A 21,193-nucleotide genomic window follows, 5' to 3' on the forward strand; every position below is an offset into this window, starting at 1 on the left:
CGTGGCAGCGCTCACCCGCGCCCGGGGCCGCCAGAACTGGAGAACGCCCATGCTCGACAACGAGCCAGAGGGCGGTGACCGGACCGGTTCCGAACCGGCCGGCGATACCGCCGAAAGCACCACCCCTGTCAAGCGCGCCCGTACCAGGCGCAAAGCGGTCGAACCGGTCGAGTCGGCAGAGCCCGGCGCGGAGGTCACCACCCCGACCCGCCGACGGCGCAAGGCCGTAGTGGCGGACGAGTCGGGTGCGGAGGTCGAGGCGGCCGCCCCGGCGAAAACCACCCGAACCAGGCGCAAGAAGGCCGCCGCTCCCGCCGAGGAGCCACCGGTCCAGGAGCCCGTCGGGGTCGCCGAGGAGCCCGCTCCGGCCACCCGCCGGCGCCGGGCCACCCTGGCTACCGGGCCGGCGCCGTCCGGACCGGTGAGCGAAGACGGCACCGCCGAGGCCGCGCAGCCCGCGCGAGCGGAGCGACCGCCGGCAGCCGTTGCCCCGTCCGTGCTCTTCATGGCGCCCGAGGCGGAAGAGAAGCCGCCCGTCCGTACCGCCCGCCGGGGGCGCACGGAAGAGGCCGAGGCACCGGTGGCGGCGACGGCCGCCGCCCCCGAGGCGGTCACCCCGGACGAAAGCCCCGAACCGGCCGAGCCCTCTCGCCGGCGGCGACGCGCACGGCGTACCCCGGAAGTGGCGGAAGTCGAGCCGGAGGTCGCCGAGGAGAGCAGCGCGGCGGACGTCGAGGACGACGAAGACGACGAGGACGACGACTCGCCGGCCGGCCGCCGGCGGCGCCGTCGCGGCCGTCGCGGCCGCGGTCGGGGTCGTGGGCCCGCGGACGACGAGGCCGAAGAGGAAGAGGTCGCCGAGGCGGCCGACGAGGAGGAAGAGGACGAGGACGGCGAGGCGCTGACCCGGCGCCGCAGGCGCCGCCGGCGCAGGGGCGCGAGCGACGTCGAGTCCGGGGCCGACGACGGCGTGCCCACGGTCGTCAAGATCCGCGAGCCGCGCCGCGGCGCGGACGAGGTGCAGGGCGTGTCCGGCTCGACCCGCCTGGAGGCCAAGCGGCAGCGCCGGCGCGACGGGCGCGAGCAGCGCCGCACGCGGCCGCCGATCCTGAGCGAGTCGGAGTTCCTGGCGCGGCGCGAGGCCGTCGACCGGGTCATGGTGGTACGCCAGCGCGGCGACCGCACCCAGATCGCGGTGCTCGAGGACGGGGTGCTGGTCGAGCACTACGTCACGCGCGCCTCGGCGGGCACCATGGCCGGCAACGTCTACCTCGGCAAGGTGCAGAACGTGCTGCCCAGCATGGAGGCGGCGTTCGTCGACGTGGGGCGCGGGCGCAACGCCGTGCTGTACGCCGGCGAGGTGAACTGGGACGCCACCGGCCTGGAAGGGCGGGCGCGCTCGATCGAGCAGGCGCTCAAGTCCGGCGACTCGGTGCTCGTCCAGGTGACCAAGGACCCGATCGGCCACAAGGGCGCCCGGCTGACCAGCCACATCGCGCTGTCCGGCCGGCACCTGGTGTACGTCCCGCACGGCAACGCGTCCGGGATCAGCCGCAAGCTGCCGGACAACGAGCGCAAGCGGCTGCGTGACGTGCTCAAGAAGATGGTGCCGGACGGCGCGGGCGTGATCGTGCGTACGGCGGCCGAGGGCGCCAGCGAGGACGAGCTGGCCCGCGACGTCAAGCGGCTGCAGGCGCAGTGGGAGGACATCCAGGCCCGGGCCGCGGAGGGCGGCGCGCCCGCGCTGCTGTACGAGGAGCCCGACCTGGTGATCCGGGTCGTGCGCGACCTGTTCAACGAGGACTTCCGCGAGCTGGTGGTGCAGGGCGACGGCGCGTACGACATGGTCGAGTCGTACCTGCAGCACGTCTCGCCGGACCTGGTCGCCCGGCTGCGGCGGCACGCCGGCGCGGTGGACGTCTTCGCCGAGAAGCGGATCGACGAGCAGATCCTCAAGGGCCTGGACCGGAAGGTCTTCCTGCCCTCCGGCGGCCACCTGGTCATCGACCGCACCGAGGCGATGACCGTGATCGACGTCAACACCGGCAAGTACACCGGCGCGGGCGGCAACCTCGAAGAGACCGTGACCCGCAACAACCTCGAAGCGGCCGAGGAGATCGTGCGCCAGCTGCGGCTGCGCGACCTCGGCGGCATCGTGGTGATCGACTTCATCGACATGGTGCTGGAGTCGAACCGGGAGCTGGTGCTGCGCCGGCTGACCGAGTGCCTCGGCCGGGACCGCACCAAGCACCAGGTCACCGAGATCACCTCGCTGGGCCTCGTGCAGATGACCCGGAAGCGGATCGGCGCCGGCCTGCTGGAGGCGTTCAGCGAGACGTGCGAGCACTGCAAGGGCCGGGGTCTGATCATCCACACCGAGCCGGTGCCGGTCCGGGGGACCGCGCCGGGCTCGGGCGCCTCCACCGCCGCCGGCTCGGGCGGCTCCGCGGGCGTGAAGGCCGTGGCGGCCGCCTCGAAGCCCGAGGCGCCGTCGGGTGTGGTCTCGCCCCGCCGCCGGGGGCGCCGGGGCGGTGACGCGGCCGTGTCGCCGGTCATCGAGCCCGCTGCCGGCGAGGACGACCCTGACGACACGATGGGGTACGACCTGTCCCGCTACGAAACCCCGGCGCTGGACGAGCCCGACGAGGTGGAAGACCCCGCCGAGCCCGTGCGCCTGGCCGGCCCCGACGACCCGGACGCCGCAGACGAGGACGAACCCGCCGCCCGCCGCCGCACCCGCCGTGGCGGCACCCGCCGCCGCACCCGCCCCTAGCGGGGTCTTCGTGCGACGACTGCTCTGCCTGGGGGTGGCCGTGCTGGCGCTGGGTGCGGGGTGCACCGGCTCGTCGGACGCCCCGGCGGCCACGCCGGCGCCGGGTGCTACGACGGCGTCTGCCGCGTCGGGGGCGGCCTCGGCTTCCGCGCCCGCTTCGGCGGGAGCCACCGCGCCGGCGACGGGGAACGCCCAGGAGGTCTGTGCGGCCGCGCAGAACGCGGGTGGGCAGGCGGTGACCACGTTCATCACGGAGCTGGGCGCCATGCTCACGGCGTCCGGCAAGGGCGACACCGCTGCCGCCGAGGAGGCCAAGGGCAAGGCCGAGGCGGCCCTGAGGTCCTGGGCGGCCGCGGTGAAGGAGCAGTCCGCCAAGGCCACCGACCCTCGGCTCAAGCAGGTGCTGGCCGAGATCGGGGCCGAGGTGGACACCATGCGGGCCGACATCGACAGCGTCGACGACGCCAAGCTCGACCAGCTCCAGCAGCGCTTGGACGCCCTGTGCACGGCCTAGCGCTCGAATTGGTGTTTCGGGGTGCGTTCACGTACTCTTGCCTGCGGCGCATTTTCGATGCGTTCGGTTAGTGTGCCCACTCAACGACAGTCACTCAACGACAGGGAGTCCGCGTCCGATGTACGCGATCGTCAAGACCGGCGGCAAGCAGTACAAGGTCGCCGAGGGCGACGTGATCGAGGTCGAGAAGCTCGTCGGCGAGCCCGGCGATGCGGTGACCCTCCCCGCGGTGCTCCTCGTCGACGGTGATGACCTGATCACCGATACGGCCAAGCTGGCCAAGGTCGCGGTGTCCGGCGAGATCGCCGCGCACACCAAGGGCCCCAAGATCCGGATCCACAAGTTCAAGAACAAGACCGGTTACCACAAGCGCCAGGGGCACCGCCAGCCGCTGACGCAGGTGAAGGTGACCGGCATCTCCACCGGGAAGTAGGCGACCGAGAATGGCTCACAAAAAGGGTGCATCCAGCTCGCGGAACGGCCGCGACTCCGAGGCTAAGCGCCTCGGCGTGAAGCGGTTCGGCGGGCAGGTCGTCAGCGCCGGCGAGATCCTCATCCGCCAGCGGGGCACCAAGTTCCACCCCGGCGACCTGGTTGGCCGCGGCGGCGACGACACGCTCTTCGCCCTGGCCGCGGGTTCGGTCCAGTTCGGCACCAAGCGCGGCCGCAAGGTCGTCAACATCGTGCCGGCGGCGCAGTAAGACGTACTGAAGCGGGCCGAGGACCTGGGGGTCCCGGCCCGTTTCTCTTTGTGTGGGTTTCTTTGTGTGGGAAGGATAGCGACGTGGCGACCTTTGTCGACCGGGTCACACTGCACCTCCAGGCGGGTGACGGTGGGCACGGCTGCGTCTCCATCCACCGGGAGAAGTTCAAACCGTTCGGCGGGCCGGACGGCGGCGACGGCGGGCACGGCGGCAGCGTCTCGCTGGTCGTCGACGCGCAGGTAACCACGCTGCTGGACTTCCACTTCCGGCCGCACATCAAGGCCGAGAACGGCAAGGGCGGCCAGGGCTCCAACCGGGACGGAGCCAAGGGTGCCGACCTGGTGCTCAAGGTCCCCGACGGGACCGTGGTGCAGACGCTGGCCGGCGAGCCGATCGCCGACCTGGTGGGCGCCGGCACCCTGCTGGAGATCGCCCGCGGTGGGCGCGGTGGGCGCGGAAACGCCGCCCTCGCCAGCTCGAAGCGCAAGGCGCCCGGCTTCGCCGAGCTGGGCGAGCCCGGTGACCGGCTCGAGGTGGTCCTGGAGCTGAAGAGCGTCGCCGACGTCGGGCTGGTCGGCTTTCCGTCGGCGGGCAAGTCGTCGCTGATCTCGGTGCTGTCCGCGGCCAAGCCGAAGATCGCCGACTACCCGTTCACCACGCTGGTGCCCAACCTGGGCGTCGTCCGGGTCGACGACCACACGTTCACGATCGCCGACGTGCCGGGGCTCATCCCCGGCGCCGCCTCGGGCAAGGGCCTGGGGCTGGAGTTCCTGCGGCACATCGAGCGCTGCGCGGTCCTCGTCCACGTCGTCGACGCCGCGACGCTCGACCCGGGCCGCGACCCGATCAGCGACATCGACGCCATCGAGGCGGAGCTGGCCGAGTACGGCGGCCTGGCCGACCGGCCGCGCATGGTGGTGCTCAACAAGGTCGACGTGCCGGACGCGCGCGACCTCGCCGAGATCACCCGCTCCGACATCGAGGCCCGCGGGCTGCGCGTCTTCGAGGTCAGCACGGCGACCCGCGAGGGCCTGCGGGAGCTCACGTTCGCGCTGGCGGAAATGGTCCAGCAGGCCCGCGACCTCGCCCCGATCCAGGAGCCGACCCGCATCGTCATCCGCCCGACGGCGGTCGACGACGCCGGCTTCACGGTGACCGAGGAGGACGGCGTGTACGTCGTCCGCGGGCTGCGGCCGGAGCGCTGGGTTCGCCAGACCAACTTCGACAACGACGAGGCGATCGGCTTCCTGGCCGACCGGCTGGAGCGGCTCGGGGTGGAGGAGGCGCTCGCCAAGGCCGGCGCCGCGCCCGGCGACCCGGTCCGGATCGGCGCCCGCGAGTTCGACTGGCACCCGACGGTTGGCGAGTACGTCAGCGGCCCGCGCGGCTCTGACACGCGGCTGGAGGAGCAGTCGGACCGGACCACGGCGGCGGAGCGGCTGGCGGCGCGCAATGCCCGCCGGCCCCAGATCGAGTCCTCGGACGACGCCGACGACGAGTAGTGTCCGTATCCGGTCCACGTGGGCGAAACCAACCGTAAATCGCGTCTGGTTAACTTTGGGCTGTGTTGATCCAAGCCCGACCCACCACCGATCCCGAACTGGCCACCCTGATCGCCGCGCAGCAGCCGGAGCCGGAGGACGTCCAGTACCTCGTGGGGGTGGTGGACGGTCGGGCGATCGCCTGCGGGGGACTGCGGGCGCTCGACGCGCAGACGGGCGAGATCACGCGGGTGTACGTGCGTCCGGCGTTCCGCGGCCGGGGGATCGCCCGGCAGTTGCTGGCCGCCCTGGAGGAGATGGCGCTCGGCGCGGGGCACACGGTGCTGCGGATGGAGATGGGCGCGGACCAGTCCGCCGCGGTGGCGCTGTCCCGTTCGGCGGGGTACGTCGAGCGTCCCGACGGGCCGGGCCGGGTCCGCTACGAGAAGCACATCCTGGTGGCGGCCTAAGCCACCGGAGCCGCCGTTTCCTCCGCGGCCGGTGCCCGGTCGTGGGCGTCCTGGCGGATGAACAGGCACGAGAGCGCGGCGGCGGCCAGCAGCACCAGCGGCAGGATCAGCGTCGCGCGCATGGCGTCGGTGAACCCGTCGTGGAACGTCCGCTCGGCGGCCGCCGTGATCGCCTGCCGGGCCTGCTCGGGGACGCCGGGTGGCAGGGGCACCCCGGACTGACCGGCGCCGACGTGCAGGCTGCCCGTGCTGGCATCGCTGAACCCGGCCACGAACTGGCTGCGGAACTCCGGCGGCACCGACTGCGCGTTGGCCTGCGCCGACTCGCGGAGCTGGCTGGCGAGTTGTGCCTGTAGCAATGCGCCCACCGCGGCCAGCCCGATCACCCCGCCGAGCTGCCGGCTGGTGTTGATCAGGCCGGACGCGGCGCCGGCCATGCGCGGCGCGATGTTGCGCATCGCGATCGTCTGCAACGGCGCGAACGTCATGCCCAGCCCGGTGCCGGCGACCAGAAGGCCGGGCAGCAGCGTCCACTGGCCCGCGTCGCCCCGGGCGAGCCAGACCACCAGCCCCATGCCGACCGACCACAGGCTCAGCCCGGTGAACAGGATCCACTTGCCGCCGATCCGGTCCGCGGCCCGCCCGGCGAACGGCGCGATACACATCGTGACCAGCGACATCGGGGCGAGCGCCAGGCCGGCCTGCAGCGCGCTCAGCCCGATCACCGACTGGAGGAAGAGCACCAGCGGCAGGAAGAGCCCGAACATGCCGAACGCGATCGCGCCGACCACCCAGTTCATCAGCGAGAAGTTGCGGTCCGAGAAGATCGAGAACGGGACGAGCGGCTCCCGGGCGCGGGCGGCGTACTGCTGCGCGAAGAACGCGGCCAGGATGAGCACGCCGGCGCCGATGACCATCGGGATCGTGACCGGCCCCCACACCTTGCCCCAGTGGTGCGACTCGCCCTCGATCAGGCCGTACGTGACGAGGAAGAGGCCGGTGCTCGCGAGGAACGTGCCGGGCCAGTCCAGGCGGTGCTCTCGGTTGAGCCTCAGGTTGGGCATCACGGCCACGGCGAGCGCGATCGTGACGGCACCGACCGGCACGTTGACGAAGAAGATCCACTCCCAGCCCCAGTCGGTGACCAGGTAGCCGCCCAGCGTCGGGCCGGTGACCGTGGCCACTCCGGCCACCGCGCCCCAGACGCCGAACGCGGCCCCGCGTTTTTCCGCCGGGAAGATCACGGTGATCATCGAGAGCGTCTGCGGGGTCAGCAGCGCCCCGCCGACGCCCTGCACGATCCGGCCCGCGATGAGCTGGCTCGGGCTGGTGGCGAAGCCGCACGCCGCCGAGGCCAGCGTGAACACCACCAGGCCGACGATGAACAGCTGCTTGGGGCCGTACAGGTCGCCGAGGCGTCCGGCCGTGATCAGGAGTACGGCGTACACCAGGACGTACGCGTTGACGATCCACAGGATCTGGTCGAGGGACGCGTTGAGGTCGGCACTCATGTCCGGGATCGCGATGTTCACGATCGTGGTGTCCAGCAGGATCATGAAGAAGCCGAGGCAGAGGGTGGCGAGTACGAGCCAAGGACTGTGCTGTCGGTCGGTCTTCATCTGTCTTAGTTTTCACCGCGGAGGGGCGGCGCGCAGGCGCTGGCGGTGAAACGATGGACATCCATGAGCGAGCCGCCCGTCCTGGACAGCCCGGAGGCCATCGAGGCCCATCTGTCCGAGTCCATCGCCCGAGCCGACCGCGGTCGTCGCGGCGTGCGGTTCGTGCTGTGCGACGCGGACAACCGCGTCCGCCTGCACTGCCCGGTCGACGACCTGCCGCCCCGGTCCGATCCGGCGGACTGCGCGCACACGATCTCCGTGTTCGCCGGTGCCCTCATCGCCAGCGAGCCGCACGGCGCGCTCCTTGTCGCGCTGACCAGGCCCGGGTCGAGCGCCGTCCAAGACGTCGACCGGGTCTGGTTCCACAGCGCGTACGAGGTGTGCGCCAAGATGGGCGTCCGGCTGCTCGGCATCTACCTGATGACCCCCACCGACCAGCGCGAGATCCTCCTGGACGACGCCCTCTGACGGTCGGCCGTCGATGATGGCGGGGGCCAGGGCTGGCCCCTGGTGCTGGCTCCTCCTGGCGGGGCGCGGGTGGGCTTCGCTGGTGGCGTGTGGATTCAGCAGCTTGTGGTGGTCCTGGCCGACGTGCCGTCCGCGGCGGCCCTCCGGGCGTACGAAGACCTGGCGGTCGACGACGGTCTGCGCGAGGGCATCGGATCCGTGGCCGTGCGCCGGCCCGCGCCACACCTTGCCGACGCGGCCATGTCGGCGGTGCACGACCTGGAGGCCGCCGGGCTGCGGCCGCTCCGGATCGTCACGGGTGACTGGGTGACGCTGGCCGACATCGCGAGCCGGATCGGGCGATCCCGCGAGATCGTACGGCTGTGGTCCGTCGGGCGGCAGGGGCCGGGCGGGTTTCCGCCGCCGCTCAACCCGGGCTGCGACACGTCGTTCTACAGCTGGGCCGAGGTGGGCCTGTGGCTGCGCCGCCGGATGGGCTACGAGCTGCCCGACGACGAGCCGGTGCTGGTCGCGATCAACCTGGCGCTCCAACTACGCCGGCTGATGCCCCGCCTGTCCCACCCCGACGCCATCCACGCCCTCCTGGACGGCTAACTGCCCCAGAGAGCGGTTATTCGACGTCGAATTCGCCGTCTTGGGCGCCGCCGACGAAGGCGTCCCACTCGTCCTTGGTGAACACGAGCACCGGGCCGTCGGGCTCGCCGGAGTTGCGCAGTCCGATCAGCTCGTCGACGAAGGCGACCTCGACGGCGCTCCCCGAGTCGTCCTCCTTGGCCCGCTGCCACACCGCCCGGGACAGGTCAAAGTCGCCCTTGGGGTGCTGGGCCATCACGCCGCTCCTTCACAGGATGAATCAGACACCGAGAGGGTATACCGCCGCCGATCGGGCACCATGGGCGGATGCATAGCCTGACCCGTGTCGAGGCGGTCGAGCGGGCCGGCCTGCTCACCGTCGACTCGTATGACGTGGAACTGGACGTGACGGGCGACGGTGGGTGGTTCCGGTCGACGTCCGTGGTTCGGTTTCACGCGGGCCGGGCGGGCGCGAGCACGTTCGTCGACGTCAAGCCGGCACGGTTGGTGGCGGCCCGGCTCAACGGCGTACCGCTCGACGTGGCCACGCTGGACGGCGACCGGCTGCCGCTGCCGGCGCTGCGGGAGCGCAACGAGCTCGTCGTCGAGGCGGAGATGGCGTATTCCAACACGGGGGAAGGGCTGCACCGCTTCGTGGATCCCGCCGACGGCGAGGTCTACCTGTACGCGGTGTCGTTTCTGGACGCCGCGCCGCGCGTGTTCGCCTGCTTCGACCAGCCGGACCTGAAGGCGCCCGTCACTCTGACGGTGACGGCGCCGGCCGGTTGGCTGGTCGCCGCCAACGGTGCGCACGCGGCGAGCGCGGGCGGGCGGCACACGTTCGCCACCACCGAGCCGCTCGCCACGTACTTCGTCTCGCTGATCGCGGGGCCGTACCACGCCCGCCACGAGGTGCACGACGACGTCCCGCTGGGGCTCTACGCCCGGCGTTCGCTGGCCGTCGAGCTGGACAAGGACGCCGACGAGATCTTCACGGTGACCCGGCAGTGCCTGGACCGCTTCCATGAGCTCTTCGGCGTGCGGTACGCGTTCGGCAAGTACGACCAGGCGTTCGTGCCGGAGTTCAACGCCGGCGCGATGGAGAATCCCGGCCTGGTGACGTTTCGCGACGAGTATCTCTTCCGGTCGGTCGTCACCGACAGCCAGCGGCAGCTGCGGGCGACCACGATCGCGCATGAGATGGCCCACATGTGGTTCGGCGACCTGGTCACCATGCGCTGGTGGGACGACCTGTGGCTGAACGAGTCGTTCGCCGAGTATCTGGGCGTACGGGTGACCGCCGAGGCCACCCGTTTCCGGCAGGCGTGGACCACGTTCGCGATGCGCCGCAAGGCGTGGGGCTACATCGCCGACCAGCGGCCGTCCACGCACCCGGTCGCCCCGGACGAGGTCGCCGACGCCGCGCTGGCGTTGCTCAACTTCGACGGCATCTCGTACGCCAAGGGCGCGTCGGTGCTGCGCCAGCTCGTCGCGTGGTTGGGGGACGAGCCGTTCCTGGCCGGGTTGCGGGCGCACTTCGCGGCGCACCGCTTCGGCAACGCCACGCTGGCGGACCTGCTGGGCGCGCTGTCCGAGGCGAGCGGGCGGGACCTGGCCGGCTGGGCCGACGCGTGGCTGCGCCGGTCGGGGGCCAACACGTTGCGCGCCGAGGTCGGCGACACCGTCCACATCGTCCAGACGGGGGAGCCGCCGCGCCCACACCGGATCGGCATCGGCGTGTACGACGGTGGCGTGCTCACCCGCCGCGTGGAGGTGGACATCCAGGGTGGACGGACGAGGGTGCCGGACCTGGCCGGGGACCTGTTGCTGGTCAACGACGGCGACCTGACGTACGCCAAGGTGCGCCTGGACTACGGGTCGGCCGATGCCGTGGCGCGGATCGGCGACCCACTGGCCCGCGCGCTGGTGTGGGCATCCACTGTGGACGCCGTACGCGACGGCGACCGGCCGGTGGCCGACCTCGTCGCACTCGTCGACGCCGCCCTGCCCGCCGAGACCGAGCTGGTCGTGATCGAAGATGTGCTGCGGATGAGCACCGACCTGGTGCGCCGCTACCTCACCGGCGCCCAGCGGGAGTTGGCGCTTCGGCGGGTCGCCCAGGCGTGCGAACGGCTCCTGGCCGGTGCGCTGCCGGGCGGGTCGCACCAGCTCGCCGCCGTACGCGGGCTGGTCGCCGCCGGCACCGACGCGGCGCGCTTTCGCGGCTGGCTGACCGGCGTCGACGTACCCGATGGGCTGAAGGTCGACGCCGACCTGCGCTGGGAGCTTTACCACCGGCTGGCCGTGCTCGGCGCGGCCGGCGCGGACGAGATCGAGGCGGAACTGGCGGCGGACCGCAGCGCGACCGGCGAGCAGTGGGCGGCCAGGTGCCGCGCCGCGCGGCCGGATCCGGTGGCCAAGGAGCGGGCCTGGCGCGTCCTCACCGCCGACACCACGCTGGCGGGCCGGCTCGTCGAGGCGTGCGCCGAGGGCTTCTGGCAACCGGATCAGGCGGTCCTGACCGAGTCCTATGTGGAGCGCTACTTCGCCGAAATGCCGGCTGCCGCGCGGCTGCGTACCCCTTGGGTTGCCGACCGGATCGCGGCGGTGGCCTATCCCCGCTACGCCGTGGCGGCCTCCACCCGGGAAATGGCCGCGGCGCTGCTGGCCCGCGACGACCTCGGGCCCGGACTGCGCCGGGTGGTGGTGGACTCGGACGACGACCTGCGCCGGGCCCTTGCCGCCCGGACCCGGCAGCAAACGATCTAGGATTCGGCAATGGCGGATGATTCGCGCCGGATCGGCATCATGGGTGGCACTTTCGACCCGATCCACCACGGCCACCTGGTGGCGGCCAGCGAGGTGGCCGACCGGTTCGCGCTGGACGAGGTGGTCTTCGTCCCGACCGGCGAGCCGTGGCAGAAGGGCGGCGTCACGGTCAGCCCGCCCGAAGACCGGTACCTGATGACGGTCATCGCGACCGCCTCGAACCCGCAGTTTCACGTCAGCCGCGTCGACATCGACCGGGACGGGCCCACCTACACCGTGGACACGCTGCGCGACCTGCGCGCCGAGTACGGCCCGAAGGCGCAGCTCTTCTTCATCACCGGCGCGGACGCGCTGCAGAAGATGCTGTCCTGGAAGGACACCGACCAGATGTTCGAGATGGCGCACTTCATCGGGGTGACCCGGCCCGGGTTCGCGCTGTCCAACGCGCATTTGCCGGCCGACGCGGTGAGTCTCGTGCAGGTGCCGGCCATGGCGATCTCGTCGACCGAGTGCCGCGAACGGGTCGCCGCCGGCAAGCCGGTCTGGTACCTCGTGCCCGACGGTGTGGTGCAGTACATCGCCAAGCGTCGGCTTTATCGGTAGTTTGTCCGGTTTACTCGCACGCGCCAACGCGGGCCATGTGAGAGGCTTGTCGGGTGACTGCATCCGAGCGCGCCCGCGAGCTGGCGCTCAGCGCCGCCCAGGCCGCCGCCGACAAGAAGGCGCACGACATCCTCATCATCGACGTGGCTGACCAGATGGTCATCACCGACGCCTTCGTGCTCGCCTCGGCGCCCAACGAGCGCCAGGTGCAGGCGATCGTCGACGCGATCGAGGAGGCGCTGGTCGGCCTGCCGGAAAAGGCCAAGCCAGCGCGCCGCGAGGGTGAGCGGGCCGGCCGGTGGGTCCTGCTGGACTACATCGACGTGGTCGTGCACGTGCAGCACACGGAGGAGCGGGAGTTCTACGCCCTCGACCGGCTGTGGAAGGACTGCCCGACGATCCCGTTCGTGGATCGCGCCCTGGTCGAAGCGGAATGACCCGTCTGATCGTCTGGCGCCACGGCAACACCGATTGGAACGCCTCCGATCGGGTCCAGGGACAGACCGACACCGCCCTCAACGACCTCGGGCGGGAGCAGGCGGCCGCCGCGGCACCGCTGATCGCCGCGCTGCACCCCGACGCCATCGTCGCCAGCGACCTGCGGCGCGCGGCCGACACCGCCGCCGCGCTCGCCGGGCTCACCGGCCTGCCGGTGCGCACCGACCCGCGCCTGCGCGAACGGTCGTACGGGCAGTGGCAGGGGCTCACGATCACCGAGGTTGCGGCGCACTTCCCGGAGCAGTACACCCGCTGGCGGGCCGGCGAGCAGCCCCTCGGCTGCGACGTGGAGACCCTCGACGACCTCGGCAAACGCGTCGGTCAGGCGCTCGGAGAGGCGGCCGACTCGGTGCCCGGCGGCACCGTCGTCGTCGCCACCCACGGCGGCGCGGCGCGGCAGGGCTGCGGCTTCCTGCTGGGCTGGCCGGCCTCGGTGATGCGCACCCTGGGGCCGCTGCAGAACTGCCACTGGACCGACCTCGGCCACGACCAGGTCCGCGGCTGGTGGCTGCGCGCGCACAACTCGGGCGCGTCGCCCCAGCGCCCCACGCCATCTCCCGTCTGAGCGGAACCGCCGCGCGTGCGGTAGCGTCGGATCACATATGGGTACGCGTCGCGCCACCGTCCTCGCCGTCGCCTTGGCGGCCACCTTGCTCAGTGGTTGTGCGGGCACCGATGGACAGTCACCTTCCTCCCTGCCCTCCGCGTCGTCGTCGCCTTCGTCGCCCCCGGAGGATCTGCCAGTGCCTTCACCGACCTCCTCAGGCAAGCCGTTCGGCCGCGCGACCGGCAAGCCCAGCCCGGGCGCCGAGATGACGCTCACCGGCCAGGTCGCCGAGGGCGTCGAGTCCGGCTGCCGGCTGCTCAACAACTACCTCCTGCTGCCCGGGCCCGGGATCAACCGCGACTCGTTCGCGGTGGGGGCCACGGTCACCGTTCGAGGGCGGGTGGAGCAGGGCATGATGACGACCTGCCAGCAGGGCACGCCGTTCGTGGTCAGCGAGGTGCTGTCCGGCTGAGGACCGTTCCCGGGTTGATCGGCTACGGTGCCGGCATGCCTGTCGCGGTCGTCACCGATTCCACCGCGTACCTCCCCACCGGGCACGACGTCACCGTCGTCCCGCTCACCGTCGTGATCAACGGCGTCGAGGGCCTGGACGGGGTGGACGTCACGCCCACCGAGGTCGCTCGGGCGCTGAGCGCGCGCCGGGTCAGCGTGACCACGTCCCGGCCCGCGCCGGAGCAGTTCGTGTCCGCGTACCGCCGGCTGCTCGACGCCGGCGCGCCCGGCGTCGTGTCGATCCACCTGTCCGCCGACCTGTCCGGCACCGTCGAGTCCGCGGCGCTCGCCGCGGCCGAGGTGGGCGAGCGGGTCGCGGTCGTCGACGCCCGATCGGCGGGCATGGGCCTCGGCTTCCCGGCGCTCGCGGCCGCCGCGGCCGCCGCGGCCGGTGCCGACCTGGCCGGAGTACGCGCCGCCGCCCGCGCCGCGATCGCCCGCACCACCACGCTGCTGTACGTCGACACGCTCGAGTTCCTCCGCCGGGGCGGCCGGATCGGGGCCGCCTCCGCCCTGCTCGGCACCGCCCTGTCCGTCAAGCCCATCCTGCACGTCGCCGACGGCGCGATCGTGGTACGCGACAAGGTGCGCACCGCCAGCCGAGGTCTCGCCCGCCTGGTCGACCTGGCCGTCGAGGCGGCCGGGGAGTCCGATGTGGACGCGGCGGTGCACCACCTGGGGGCGGGTGAGCGGGCCGCGGTGCTGGCCGACACGCTGGCCGCACGGCTGGGCGACCGCCTGAAGGCCCGCTACGTCACCGAGGTAGGCGCCGTCGTAGCCGCCCACGTAGGCCCCGGCCTCCTAGGCATAGTCATCCACCGCCACCCCTAGCCCCTTCGTCGCGCCCTCTCCCCGTCCCCTCTCGCGCGCCCCTCTCGTTGCGCGCGCTCTCTCGTTGCGCGCGCTCTCTCGTTGCGTCGATCAAGGGCAAATGGTCGTGCTTTGATCTCCGATCCACGACCGTTTGCCCTTGATCGACGGGCTTTTCCTTGATCGGCGGGCGTGGGGCTGGGCTGGGCGGTGTCGGGCTGGGTTGGGTTGGGCGGGGCCCCAGTGGGGCGCCGCCATTGGGTGTTGCGCCGTGAGTGGGGCGCCCCCATGCACGCCGTGGCGGGAGTAGGGGCGCCCTGCTCACGGCTGAGCGCCCAACAGGGGCGCCCCACTCACGGCGCGACGCACAACAGGTACCTGCGGACTGGCGTCGATTCGGTCGCCCCAGCGAGTCCGCTGCGAGCAAGCGACCAGCCGGCGCCGCGACAGGGCGTGGCGGAGTGGATCTGCATAGCACAGTGGAGCTTGATCAGGGCTTTTTCCACAGGGGCCTCGGTTATCCACAGGCGCCGAGGTTGGCACTGCGGCGGACGGTGTCGCCGGCCTAGCGTCGCGGCGTGCGCGAAGCGTCCAGCGACGAGGAGATGGTGGTGCGGCAGCGGTTGCTGCGGCTGCACGGCCGGCAGACGGCTGCACGGCCGGCGATGCCCGCCGCGCAGCCCGGCACGCCACCGCCGGTGGTTCCGCACCCGACGCGGTCGGGTGCGCCGCAGGGGACCGTCCATCGGACGGCCCTACCGCGGGGTGAGACGAGAGCGGGCCCGCAGCATCGACGGGTCCGCGTCGCTGAGCCGGCCGCGCGGGTTGACGGTGGCGACGCGGCCCAGCGGCCGAGCCGAGCTGGAGGCGCGTCGGCGTTCGACCCGGGTCGGCGCGGGGTCAAGGCGTTGGCTGGGCTCGCCGCGGTGGTGGTGCTCGTCGCCGGGTTCTTCGCGTGGCGTTCCCGACCGCATGCCGAGCCGGTCACCGCGGAGCCGGCCCAGGCGGCCAGCACCGTCGACGGCGGCACCGGAGACACCATGACCGCACCGCCGAGCGGCGGCGAGGTCGTGGTCGCCGTGGCCGGCAAGGTGCGCCGTCCCGGGCTCGTACGGCTTCCGGCCGGCGCCCGGGTCGCCGATGCGCTGGCCGCGGCCGGGGGCGCCTTGCCGGGCACCGACGTGTCCCTGCTCAACCTGGCCCGCAAGGTGGTCGACGGCGAGCTGATCCTGGTCGGGGTGACCGCCGCACCCGACGCTGGCGGCGGTGGCCAGGACGGCGGCGTGGCCAGCGGCGGCAAGGTCAACCTCAATACGGCCACGCTGGCGCAGCTCGACGCGCTGCCGGGCGTCGGCCCGGTGCTCGCCCAGCGCATCCTCGACCATCGGGAGCGGCACGGCGGCTTCCGGTCGGTGAGTGACCTGCGCCAGGTCGACGGGATCGGTGACGCCCGGTACGAGCAGCTCAAAGAGCTGGTGACGGTGTGAAGCCGCCCGACCTGCGTCTCGCCGGGCTCGCCTTGGCGACCTGGCTGTCCGCCCTCGCCGCCCTGCACACCTCGGCGCGTACGGCGATCGTGGTGGCCGCCGTCGCCGCATTGGGGACCGTGGTGGTGGCCAGGGTCATGGCGCGGCGCACCGTGCCGTACGGGTGGGTCGCGGCCGGGGTGCTCCTCGGCGTGGTGTGCGGTAGTGCCGCCACGGCCGCGCGGTTGGTGGCCCGGGACGCCGAGCCGCTCGCGTCGCTCGTCCGGGAGCGGGCCCGCGTCGACGCCGACCTGGTCGTACGCGACGATCCGCGGGCGGTCGGCTCCACCGCGGGGCGCCCGCCGACGTACCTGGTGGCGGCGGCGCTGCGCGAGGTGCGAGCCGCCGACGGCGTACGGCTGAGGGTGGACACGCGGATCCTGGTGCTCGCCGCAGATCCGGGGTGGCGCGCGCTCCTGCCCGGGCAGCGGCTGACCGCGTCCGGCCGGCTCGCACCTGCCCGGGGCGGCGACCTGCGCGCCGGCGTGCTCTCGGCCACCGGAGCACCGGTCCCGCACGGCGAGCCGTCCTGGCCGCAGCGGGCCGCCGGGGTGCTCCGGGCGGGGCTGCAACGGGCCTGCGCACCGCTGCCCGATGAGCCCGGCGGCCTGCTGCCGGGGCTCGTCGTGGGCGACACCAGCCGGCTCGATCCGGCGGTGGACGACGACTTCCGGGCCACCGGCATGACTCACCTGGTCGCGGTGAGCGGTGCCAACGTCGCGATCGTGCTCGGGGCGGTCCTGCTGGCGGCGCGCTGGGCCCGCGCCGGCCCGTGGCTCTGCGCCGGCCTGTGCGCGGTGGCACTCGCCGGGTTCGTGATCCTGGCCCGCCCGTCGCCCAGCGTCGTACGCGCCGCGACGATGGGCGCGATCGGGCTGGTGGCGCTGGCCACCGGGCGACCGCGGGCTGCGGTGCCGGCGCTGGGCGCGGCGGTGACCGTGCTGGTCCTGCTCGACCCCGAGTTGGCGGGCCACGCCGGGTTCGCCCTGTCCGTGCTGGCGACGGGCGGGCTCCTGTTGCTGGCGCCGCGCTGGCGAGACGCCCTCCGCCAGCGCGGCGTCCCGGCCGGTGCCGCCGAGGCGCTGGCCATCCCGGCGGCCGCCCAGTTCGCCTGCGCGCCGGTCGTGGCCGGGCTGTCCGGGACCGTCAGCCTGGTGGCCGTTCCGGCGAACCTGCTGGCCGTGCCGGCGATCGCGCCCGCCACGCTGCTCGGCGTCGGCGCGGCGGTGGTGTCCCCGTTCTGGCCGGCGGGTGCCGAGTTCGCCGCCTGGCTGGGCGGATGGCCGGCCTGGTGGCTGGTGACCGTCGCCCGGTACGGCGCGCGCGTCCCCTCCGGCAGCCTGCCGTGGCCCGACGGGGTGGTCGGTGCGCTGCTGCTCGGCGCGGTGTCCGTGGCGTTCCTGGTCGCGGCGCGCCGCCGGGTGGTGCGCCGGCTGGCGGCGGTGGTCGCCGTGGCGGTCACGGTCGGGGCGCTGCCGGTGCGGCTGGTCGCGGCCGGCTGGCCACCGCCGGGCTGGTTCGTCGCGGTGTGCTCGGTCGGGCAGGGTGACACCGTCGTCATCCCGATCGGTTCGGGCCGGGCGGTGGTCGTCGACGCCGGTCCGGAGCCGGCCGCGGCGGATCGGTGCCTGCGCCGCCTCGGCGTACGGGCGGTGTCCCTTCTTGTGCTCACCCACTTCCACGCCGATCACGTCGGCGGGCTCGACGGTGTCCTGCGTGGACGGTCCGTGGACGCGGTGGTGACACCCGACTGGCCGGAGCCGGCGTACGGGCGGGCGGCGGTCGCCAGGTCCACCGGGGCGCGCCGGGTGCCGGTCACCGCGGCCACCGCCGGCTGGTCCCGCGTGCTCGGCGCGGTACGCGTCGAGGTGGTCGGCCCGCCGCATCCGTTGCGCGGCACCCGTTCGGACCCCAACAACAACTCGCTCGTCATGCGGGTGCACACCGCCGGCTTCAGCCTGCTGCTGGCCGGCGACGCGGAGGGCGAGGAGCAGCAGGCGCTGCTGGAGCGGGTGGGCGCGGCCGGCCTGCGGGTGGACGTGCTGAAGGTGGCCCACCACGGATCGGCGTACCAGGATCCGGGGTTTCTCGACGCGGTCGATCCGGCGGTCGCGCTGGTCTCGGTCGGCGTCGACAACGGGTACGGCCACCCGAGCGCCGCCGTCCTCGGGCGGCTGGCGCGCGGTGGCGCCCGGGTGCTGCGTACCGATGTGGACGGTGACCTGGCCGCGGTGCGCACCGACCGGGGACTGGCCGTGGCAGCACGAGGGCCGCCCCGAGAAGGCGTGGGGAAATGTCCGCTTTCGCGTTCTGTGATCTGTCGGCAACCCGTACGAGTGAGCGAACGTGATACGACGACGAGCGGCCGTGCAAGTATGGCTCAGTGATGACCGCGGCCCCCGCCTCTATCGTGCTCGTCTCCGGCGACGAGGAGCTGCTGGTCACCAGAGCCGTGGCCCAGGCTGTCGAGGCCGCCCGCGCCAGCGATCCCGGTGCCGACGTCCGGGAGTACGAGGCGGGCTCCCTCAGTCCGGGCGAGGTCGCCGAGATGGTCAGCCCGTCGCTGTTCGGCGGGCGCCGGCTGCTCGTCGTCTGGAGCGGCCAGGACGCGAAGAAGGAGCTCGTCGCGGCGCTGCTGGCGTACGCGAAGCACCCGGACCCGGACGTCACGCTCGTGGTGACGCACCCCGGCGCGGCGAAGGGCAAGGCGTTCGCGGACGGCTTGCGGGCCGCCGGCGCCACCGTGGTCCCGGCCGCCAAGCTGAAGGGGCACCGGGAGCGGGTGAGCTTCGTGCGCGACGAGATACGCCGCCTGGGTGGCCGGTGTGCCGACGACGCCGCCGAGGCCCTGCTGGCCGCGGTGGGCAACGACCTGCGGGAGTTGGCGGCCGCCTGCTCGCAGTTGGTGGCCGACACCGGCGGGCGGATCGACGCCGAAACCGTGGCCCGGTACTACCGGGGGCGCGCCGAGGTGAGCGGGTTCACGGTCGCCGACGCGGCGATGGTGGGCGACGTGCCGGGGGCGCTGGAGGCGTTGCGGTGGGCGCTGCACGTCGGCGTCGACCCGGTGCCGATCGCCGACGCCATCGCGGACGGCGTGCGTACGGTGGCGCGGGTGGCTTCGGCGGGCCGGGGCAGCGCGTATCAGCTCGCGAGCAGCCTGGGCATGCCGGCCTGGAAGATCGAGCGCGCGCAGCGCCAGGGCCGGGGCTGGAGCCCGGAGGGCCTGGTCGACGCGATGCGTGCCGCGGCGGTGTGCAACGCGGAGGTCAAGGGCGGCTCCGACGACCGCGGGTACGCGCTGGAGCGCGCCATCTTCGCGGTGGCGGCCGCGCGGGCGGGCGCGCGGCGATGAGCACGGAGCTGTCCCGCTACCGCCCGCTGTACGCCCGGGTGCTGAGGCTGCGTCACCTCAGTCCGGGCGGCGTGCTCTGCTTCGTCTTCTTCGAGGGCGCGCTCGCGCTCGGCCTCCTGCTGGCGCTGGCCGAGCTGGTGAGCTGGTGGGTGGTGCTCATCCTGCCCGGCTCGGTCGCCCTGATGGTGAAGGTCAACGACATGGTGGCCGGCGCGGTGAGCCGGTCCGCGGCCCGGACGCCCGAACGCGAACGGGCGAAGCTGCGCCAGGAGGTGAGCGCGTTCATGCCGGTGGTGGGGCGGGCCGTCGTGGCGAGCGGACCGGCCGAGGCCGACCACGCCGAGGCCGCGACCCAGCGGGCGCGTCAGTCGGCCAGCCGCAGGTATACCTGATTCGGGAAAGCATCGAGATTCGGGAAAGCATCGAGCACCGCCCCGGGTGAGGGCGGTGCTCGGAAGTCAACCAGGAACGCTCAGGCGGCCAGCGACTGGAGCCGCTTGGCGATCGCCGACTTGCGGTTGGCGGCCTGGTTCTTGTGGATCACGCCCTTGCTGACGGCCTGGTCCAGCTTGCGGGAGGCGTCACGCATGAGCGTGGTCGCGACCGCGGCGTCGCCCGCCTCGCTTGCCTCGTTGAACTTGCGGATGGCGGTCTTCAGCGACGACTTGACCGATTTGTTACGCAGCCGGCGCTTCTCGTTCTGCCGGTTGCGCTTGATCTGGGACTTGATGTTCGCCACGCGACAGCCTCGTCCTTGTAGTTCAGGGTTGCGGAGTAGGTGCGTCACCACGCACGAAGGGCCAGCCTACCAGCCCGCCAGCAGGCGGCCAAAACGCCCACAAGATCCCGGTGATCAGGGACTTCCTCCCCTGACGCGCCGCGACACGCCAGAGCCATTCCCTGATCACCGGGGAGAGGCGGGGAGAGGTCACCGGGGAGAGGCGGGAGAGGCGGGAGAGGCGGGGAGAGAGGGGGTCACCAGCCGTGGCGGGAGGCCAGCCAGGACAGGGTGGCTTCGGCGGTCCAGCGGTTGTGGGCGGCCAGGTGGGGGAGGCCCCCGTGTGGGTGGGCCGGGTGAGGAGGTAGCCGCTCAGGGCGGCCAGGGTGGCGTCCAGCGCGTCGGCGGGGGCGTCCTGGGTGGTGGGGTGGGCGGCGAAGAGGGCGTCGGCGTCCAGGCCGCTGGCGTACGCGCTGACCAGCAGCGACGCGGTGTCGAACCAGGCCGGGCCGGCGCAGATCCAGTTCCAGTCGCACAGCCACGCGGCGCCGCCCGGGTCGATGAGCACGTTGTCCAGCCGCAGGTCGCAGTGGGTGGCGGCGGTGGTCCGGGTGTACTCGGGCAGGGCGGCCTCCAGCGCGACCAGGTCGTCGAGCTGCTTCTCGACCCACGGTGGCGCCGCCGGCATGGTCTCCCGCCCGGTGGCGATCTCCCGCCACCAGGACAGGTCGGCGCGGATCATCTCGGAGAGCGGGGCAGCCCGACGGCGACGAGTTCGTCGGGTGGTTGGCGCAGCGCTTGGGCGGCGACCGCCCAGGCGGCGAGGGCGGCGTCCAGGTCGGCCGGCTCCCAGGGCAGGCCGGGCATGCGGCCCTCGATCGCGTCGAGGCAGATCACGTAGTACCCGGCGGCGGTCAGCGTCCACTGTGGCCGGGCGGCGGGCACGGCGGTGGGCAGGGCGGCGGTGACGGCCATCTCGCGGGCGTACCAGTCGGTCAGGTGGCGCTGCCCGCTCAGCGAGGCCGCCTTGACGAAGGCCCGCTGCCCGTCGGCGGTGTCCAGCACGGCGGCGAAGCCTCGGGTGAAGCCGCCGCCGGCGGTCGTCGCCCAGGTGACCGGCGCGCCGAGCCGCGCGGTGATCGCCGTGCGCAGGTCGGCAGGCAGATCGGCCCAGTCCGGGCGTACGGCGGTGGAGGCGTACGGGACCGCCGGCATGGGGATCCTGGGCATGCACCCATAGTGCCTTGATGTC

General features: G+C 73.1%; 22 protein-coding genes and 1 pseudogene. 18 read left to right on the forward strand and 5 right to left on the reverse strand.

Annotation, left to right across the window (positions count from 1 at the left end; all coding sequences use genetic code 11):
• Positions 1-49: 49 nt before the first annotated feature.
• From Prum_RS26665 to Prum_RS26690, 6 genes are all read left to right on the forward strand, one after another.
• Positions 50-2,773 (forward strand): Rne/Rng family ribonuclease, encoded by a 2,724-nt coding sequence (locus Prum_RS26665; RefSeq protein WP_173084179.1) that lies wholly within the window; start codon positions 50-52, stop codon positions 2,771-2,773.
• Positions 2,774-2,783: 10 nt separating this feature from the next.
• A complete protein-coding gene (locus tag Prum_RS26670; RefSeq protein WP_173078977.1) occupies positions 2,784-3,287 on the forward strand; it encodes a hypothetical protein in 504 nt (167 codons plus the stop codon).
• A 118-nt stretch (positions 3,288-3,405) separates the two neighbouring features.
• A complete protein-coding gene (gene rplU, locus Prum_RS26675; RefSeq protein ID WP_173078978.1) occupies positions 3,406-3,720 on the forward strand; it encodes a 50S ribosomal protein L21 in 315 nt (104 codons plus the stop codon).
• 10 nt (positions 3,721-3,730) lie between these two features.
• Positions 3,731-3,988: a 50S ribosomal protein L27 gene (rpmA, locus tag Prum_RS26680; protein WP_173078979.1), complete on the forward strand. Its 258-nt coding sequence runs from the start codon at positions 3,731-3,733 to the stop codon at positions 3,986-3,988.
• A gap of 83 nt (positions 3,989-4,071) precedes the next feature.
• A complete protein-coding gene (gene obgE, locus Prum_RS26685) occupies positions 4,072-5,493 on the forward strand; it encodes a GTPase ObgE (RefSeq protein ID WP_173078980.1) in 1,422 nt (473 codons plus the stop codon).
• Between the two features lie 62 nt (positions 5,494-5,555).
• Positions 5,556-5,942, forward strand: a complete 387-nt coding sequence (locus tag Prum_RS26690) for a GNAT family N-acetyltransferase (protein ID WP_173078981.1) — start codon at positions 5,556-5,558, stop codon at positions 5,940-5,942.
• Here Prum_RS26690 and Prum_RS26695 read toward each other — a convergent pair.
• Positions 5,939-7,561 carry an MFS transporter gene (locus Prum_RS26695; RefSeq protein ID WP_173078982.1) on the reverse strand — a complete coding sequence of 541 codons (1,623 nt, stop codon included), beginning with the start codon at positions 7,559-7,561 and terminating at the stop codon, positions 5,939-5,941. The two genes, Prum_RS26690 and Prum_RS26695, sit on opposite strands and share 4 nt — an antisense overlap.
• A gap of 63 nt (positions 7,562-7,624) precedes the next feature.
• Between Prum_RS26695 and Prum_RS26700 the strand changes: the two genes are divergently transcribed.
• Entirely contained in the window at positions 7,625-8,029 is a 405-nt protein-coding gene (locus Prum_RS26700) for a hypothetical protein (RefSeq protein ID WP_173078983.1), read from the forward strand.
• An 87-nt stretch (positions 8,030-8,116) separates the two neighbouring features.
• Positions 8,117-8,623, forward strand: coding sequence for a hypothetical protein (locus Prum_RS26705; RefSeq protein ID WP_173078984.1), 507 nt, complete (start codon positions 8,117-8,119; stop codon positions 8,621-8,623).
• A 16-nt stretch (positions 8,624-8,639) separates the two neighbouring features.
• Here Prum_RS26705 and Prum_RS26710 read toward each other — a convergent pair whose 3' ends face one another.
• The gene (locus tag Prum_RS26710) at positions 8,640-8,858 is read right to left on the reverse strand and encodes a DUF397 domain-containing protein (protein WP_173078985.1); all 219 of its coding nucleotides are present in this window, start codon (positions 8,856-8,858) and stop codon (positions 8,640-8,642) included.
• A gap of 71 nt (positions 8,859-8,929) precedes the next feature.
• Here Prum_RS26710 and pepN point away from each other — a divergent pair, with 71 nt between their 5' ends.
• From pepN to Prum_RS26760, 10 genes and pseudogenes are all read left to right on the forward strand, one after another.
• The gene (pepN, locus tag Prum_RS26715; protein WP_173078986.1) at positions 8,930-11,371 is read left to right on the forward strand and encodes an aminopeptidase N; all 2,442 of its coding nucleotides are present in this window, start codon (positions 8,930-8,932) and stop codon (positions 11,369-11,371) included.
• 9 nt (positions 11,372-11,380) lie between these two features.
• On the forward strand, positions 11,381-11,974 hold the full coding sequence (gene nadD, locus Prum_RS26720; RefSeq protein ID WP_173078987.1) for a nicotinate-nucleotide adenylyltransferase: 594 nt from the start codon (positions 11,381-11,383) through the stop codon (positions 11,972-11,974).
• Positions 11,975-12,027: 53 nt separating this feature from the next.
• Positions 12,028-12,411 carry a ribosome silencing factor gene (rsfS, locus tag Prum_RS26725; RefSeq protein WP_173078988.1) on the forward strand — a complete coding sequence of 128 codons (384 nt, stop codon included), beginning with the start codon at positions 12,028-12,030 and terminating at the stop codon, positions 12,409-12,411.
• On the forward strand, positions 12,408-13,037 hold the full coding sequence (locus tag Prum_RS26730) for a histidine phosphatase family protein (RefSeq protein WP_173078989.1): 630 nt from the start codon (positions 12,408-12,410) through the stop codon (positions 13,035-13,037). Before rsfS ends, Prum_RS26730 begins: the two co-directional genes overlap by 4 nt.
• A gap of 178 nt (positions 13,038-13,215) precedes the next feature.
• Entirely contained in the window at positions 13,216-13,491 is a 276-nt protein-coding gene (locus Prum_RS26735) for a hypothetical protein (RefSeq protein WP_246278112.1), read from the forward strand.
• A 35-nt stretch (positions 13,492-13,526) separates the two neighbouring features.
• Positions 13,527-14,363, forward strand: coding sequence for a DegV family protein (locus Prum_RS26740; protein WP_173078991.1), 837 nt, complete (start codon positions 13,527-13,529; stop codon positions 14,361-14,363).
• A gap of 584 nt (positions 14,364-14,947) precedes the next feature.
• Positions 14,948-15,829: a ComEA family DNA-binding protein gene (locus Prum_RS26745; protein WP_173084181.1), complete on the forward strand. Its 882-nt coding sequence runs from the start codon at positions 14,948-14,950 to the stop codon at positions 15,827-15,829.
• Positions 15,826-18,138 (forward strand): annotated as a pseudogene (locus tag Prum_RS26750) (ComEC/Rec2 family competence protein); the annotation flags it as partial. The gene Prum_RS26745 and the pseudogene Prum_RS26750, both read left to right, overlap by 4 nt.
• Positions 18,139-18,254: 116 nt before the next feature.
• Positions 18,255-19,223, forward strand: coding sequence for a DNA polymerase III subunit delta (gene holA, locus Prum_RS26755; protein ID WP_173078993.1), 969 nt, complete (start codon positions 18,255-18,257; stop codon positions 19,221-19,223).
• The gene (locus Prum_RS26760; RefSeq protein WP_173078994.1) at positions 19,220-19,615 is read left to right on the forward strand and encodes a hypothetical protein; all 396 of its coding nucleotides are present in this window, start codon (positions 19,220-19,222) and stop codon (positions 19,613-19,615) included. Before holA ends, Prum_RS26760 begins: the two co-directional genes overlap by 4 nt.
• Before the next feature lie 80 nt (positions 19,616-19,695).
• Here the strand turns inward: Prum_RS26760 and rpsT are convergent, their stop codons facing one another.
• From rpsT to Prum_RS54555, 3 genes are read right to left on the reverse strand one after another with little or no spacing between them, the layout of a single operon-like run.
• The gene (gene rpsT / locus Prum_RS26765) at positions 19,696-19,962 is read right to left on the reverse strand and encodes a 30S ribosomal protein S20 (protein WP_173078995.1); all 267 of its coding nucleotides are present in this window, start codon (positions 19,960-19,962) and stop codon (positions 19,696-19,698) included.
• Positions 19,963-19,984: 22 nt separating this feature from the next.
• Positions 19,985-20,683, reverse strand: coding sequence for a phosphotransferase family protein (locus Prum_RS54550; RefSeq protein ID WP_308785377.1), 699 nt, complete (start codon positions 20,681-20,683; stop codon positions 19,985-19,987).
• Positions 20,680-21,171: a hypothetical protein gene (locus tag Prum_RS54555; protein ID WP_308785378.1), complete on the reverse strand. Its 492-nt coding sequence runs from the start codon at positions 21,169-21,171 to the stop codon at positions 20,680-20,682. Before Prum_RS54555 ends, Prum_RS54550 begins: the two co-directional genes overlap by 4 nt.
• Positions 21,172-21,193 lie beyond the last annotated feature (22 nt).

The sequence above is a fragment of the Phytohabitans rumicis genome (genome assembly GCF_011764445.1).
Classification (GTDB): domain Bacteria; phylum Actinomycetota; class Actinomycetes; order Mycobacteriales; family Micromonosporaceae; genus Phytohabitans; species Phytohabitans rumicis.

What these genes read in the sequence shown, in the direction of transcription:
- holA (WP_173078993.1), top strand. Translation starts at nt 18,255, where the DNA reads ATGACCGCGGCCCCCGCCTCTATCGTGCTCGTCTCCGGCGACGAGGAG.
- Prum_RS26665 (WP_173084179.1), top strand. Translation starts at nt 50, where the DNA reads ATGCTCGACAACGAGCCAGAGGGCGGTGACCGGACCGGTTCCGAACCG.
- Prum_RS26740 (WP_173078991.1), top strand. Translation starts at nt 13,527, where the DNA reads ATGCCTGTCGCGGTCGTCACCGATTCCACCGCGTACCTCCCCACCGGG.
- Prum_RS26700 (WP_173078983.1), top strand. Translation starts at nt 7,625, where the DNA reads ATGAGCGAGCCGCCCGTCCTGGACAGCCCGGAGGCCATCGAGGCCCAT.
- rplU (WP_173078978.1), top strand. Translation starts at nt 3,406, where the DNA reads ATGTACGCGATCGTCAAGACCGGCGGCAAGCAGTACAAGGTCGCCGAG.
- rpmA (WP_173078979.1), top strand. Translation starts at nt 3,731, where the DNA reads ATGGCTCACAAAAAGGGTGCATCCAGCTCGCGGAACGGCCGCGACTCC.
- Prum_RS54550 (WP_308785377.1), bottom strand. Translation starts at nt 20,683, where the DNA reads ATGATCCGCGCCGACCTGTCCTGGTGGCGGGAGATCGCCACCGGGCGG.
- Prum_RS26695 (WP_173078982.1), bottom strand. Translation starts at nt 7,561, where the DNA reads ATGAAGACCGACCGACAGCACAGTCCTTGGCTCGTACTCGCCACCCTC.
- Prum_RS26760 (WP_173078994.1), top strand. Translation starts at nt 19,220, where the DNA reads ATGAGCACGGAGCTGTCCCGCTACCGCCCGCTGTACGCCCGGGTGCTG.
- Prum_RS26745 (WP_173084181.1), top strand. Translation starts at nt 14,948, where the DNA reads ATGGTGGTGCGGCAGCGGTTGCTGCGGCTGCACGGCCGGCAGACGGCT.
- Prum_RS26730 (WP_173078989.1), top strand. Translation starts at nt 12,408, where the DNA reads ATGACCCGTCTGATCGTCTGGCGCCACGGCAACACCGATTGGAACGCC.
- pepN (WP_173078986.1), top strand. Translation starts at nt 8,930, where the DNA reads ATGCATAGCCTGACCCGTGTCGAGGCGGTCGAGCGGGCCGGCCTGCTC.
- nadD (WP_173078987.1), top strand. Translation starts at nt 11,381, where the DNA reads ATGGCGGATGATTCGCGCCGGATCGGCATCATGGGTGGCACTTTCGAC.
- Prum_RS54555 (WP_308785378.1), bottom strand. Translation starts at nt 21,171, where the DNA reads ATGCCCAGGATCCCCATGCCGGCGGTCCCGTACGCCTCCACCGCCGTA.
- Prum_RS26710 (WP_173078985.1), bottom strand. Translation starts at nt 8,858, where the DNA reads ATGGCCCAGCACCCCAAGGGCGACTTTGACCTGTCCCGGGCGGTGTGG.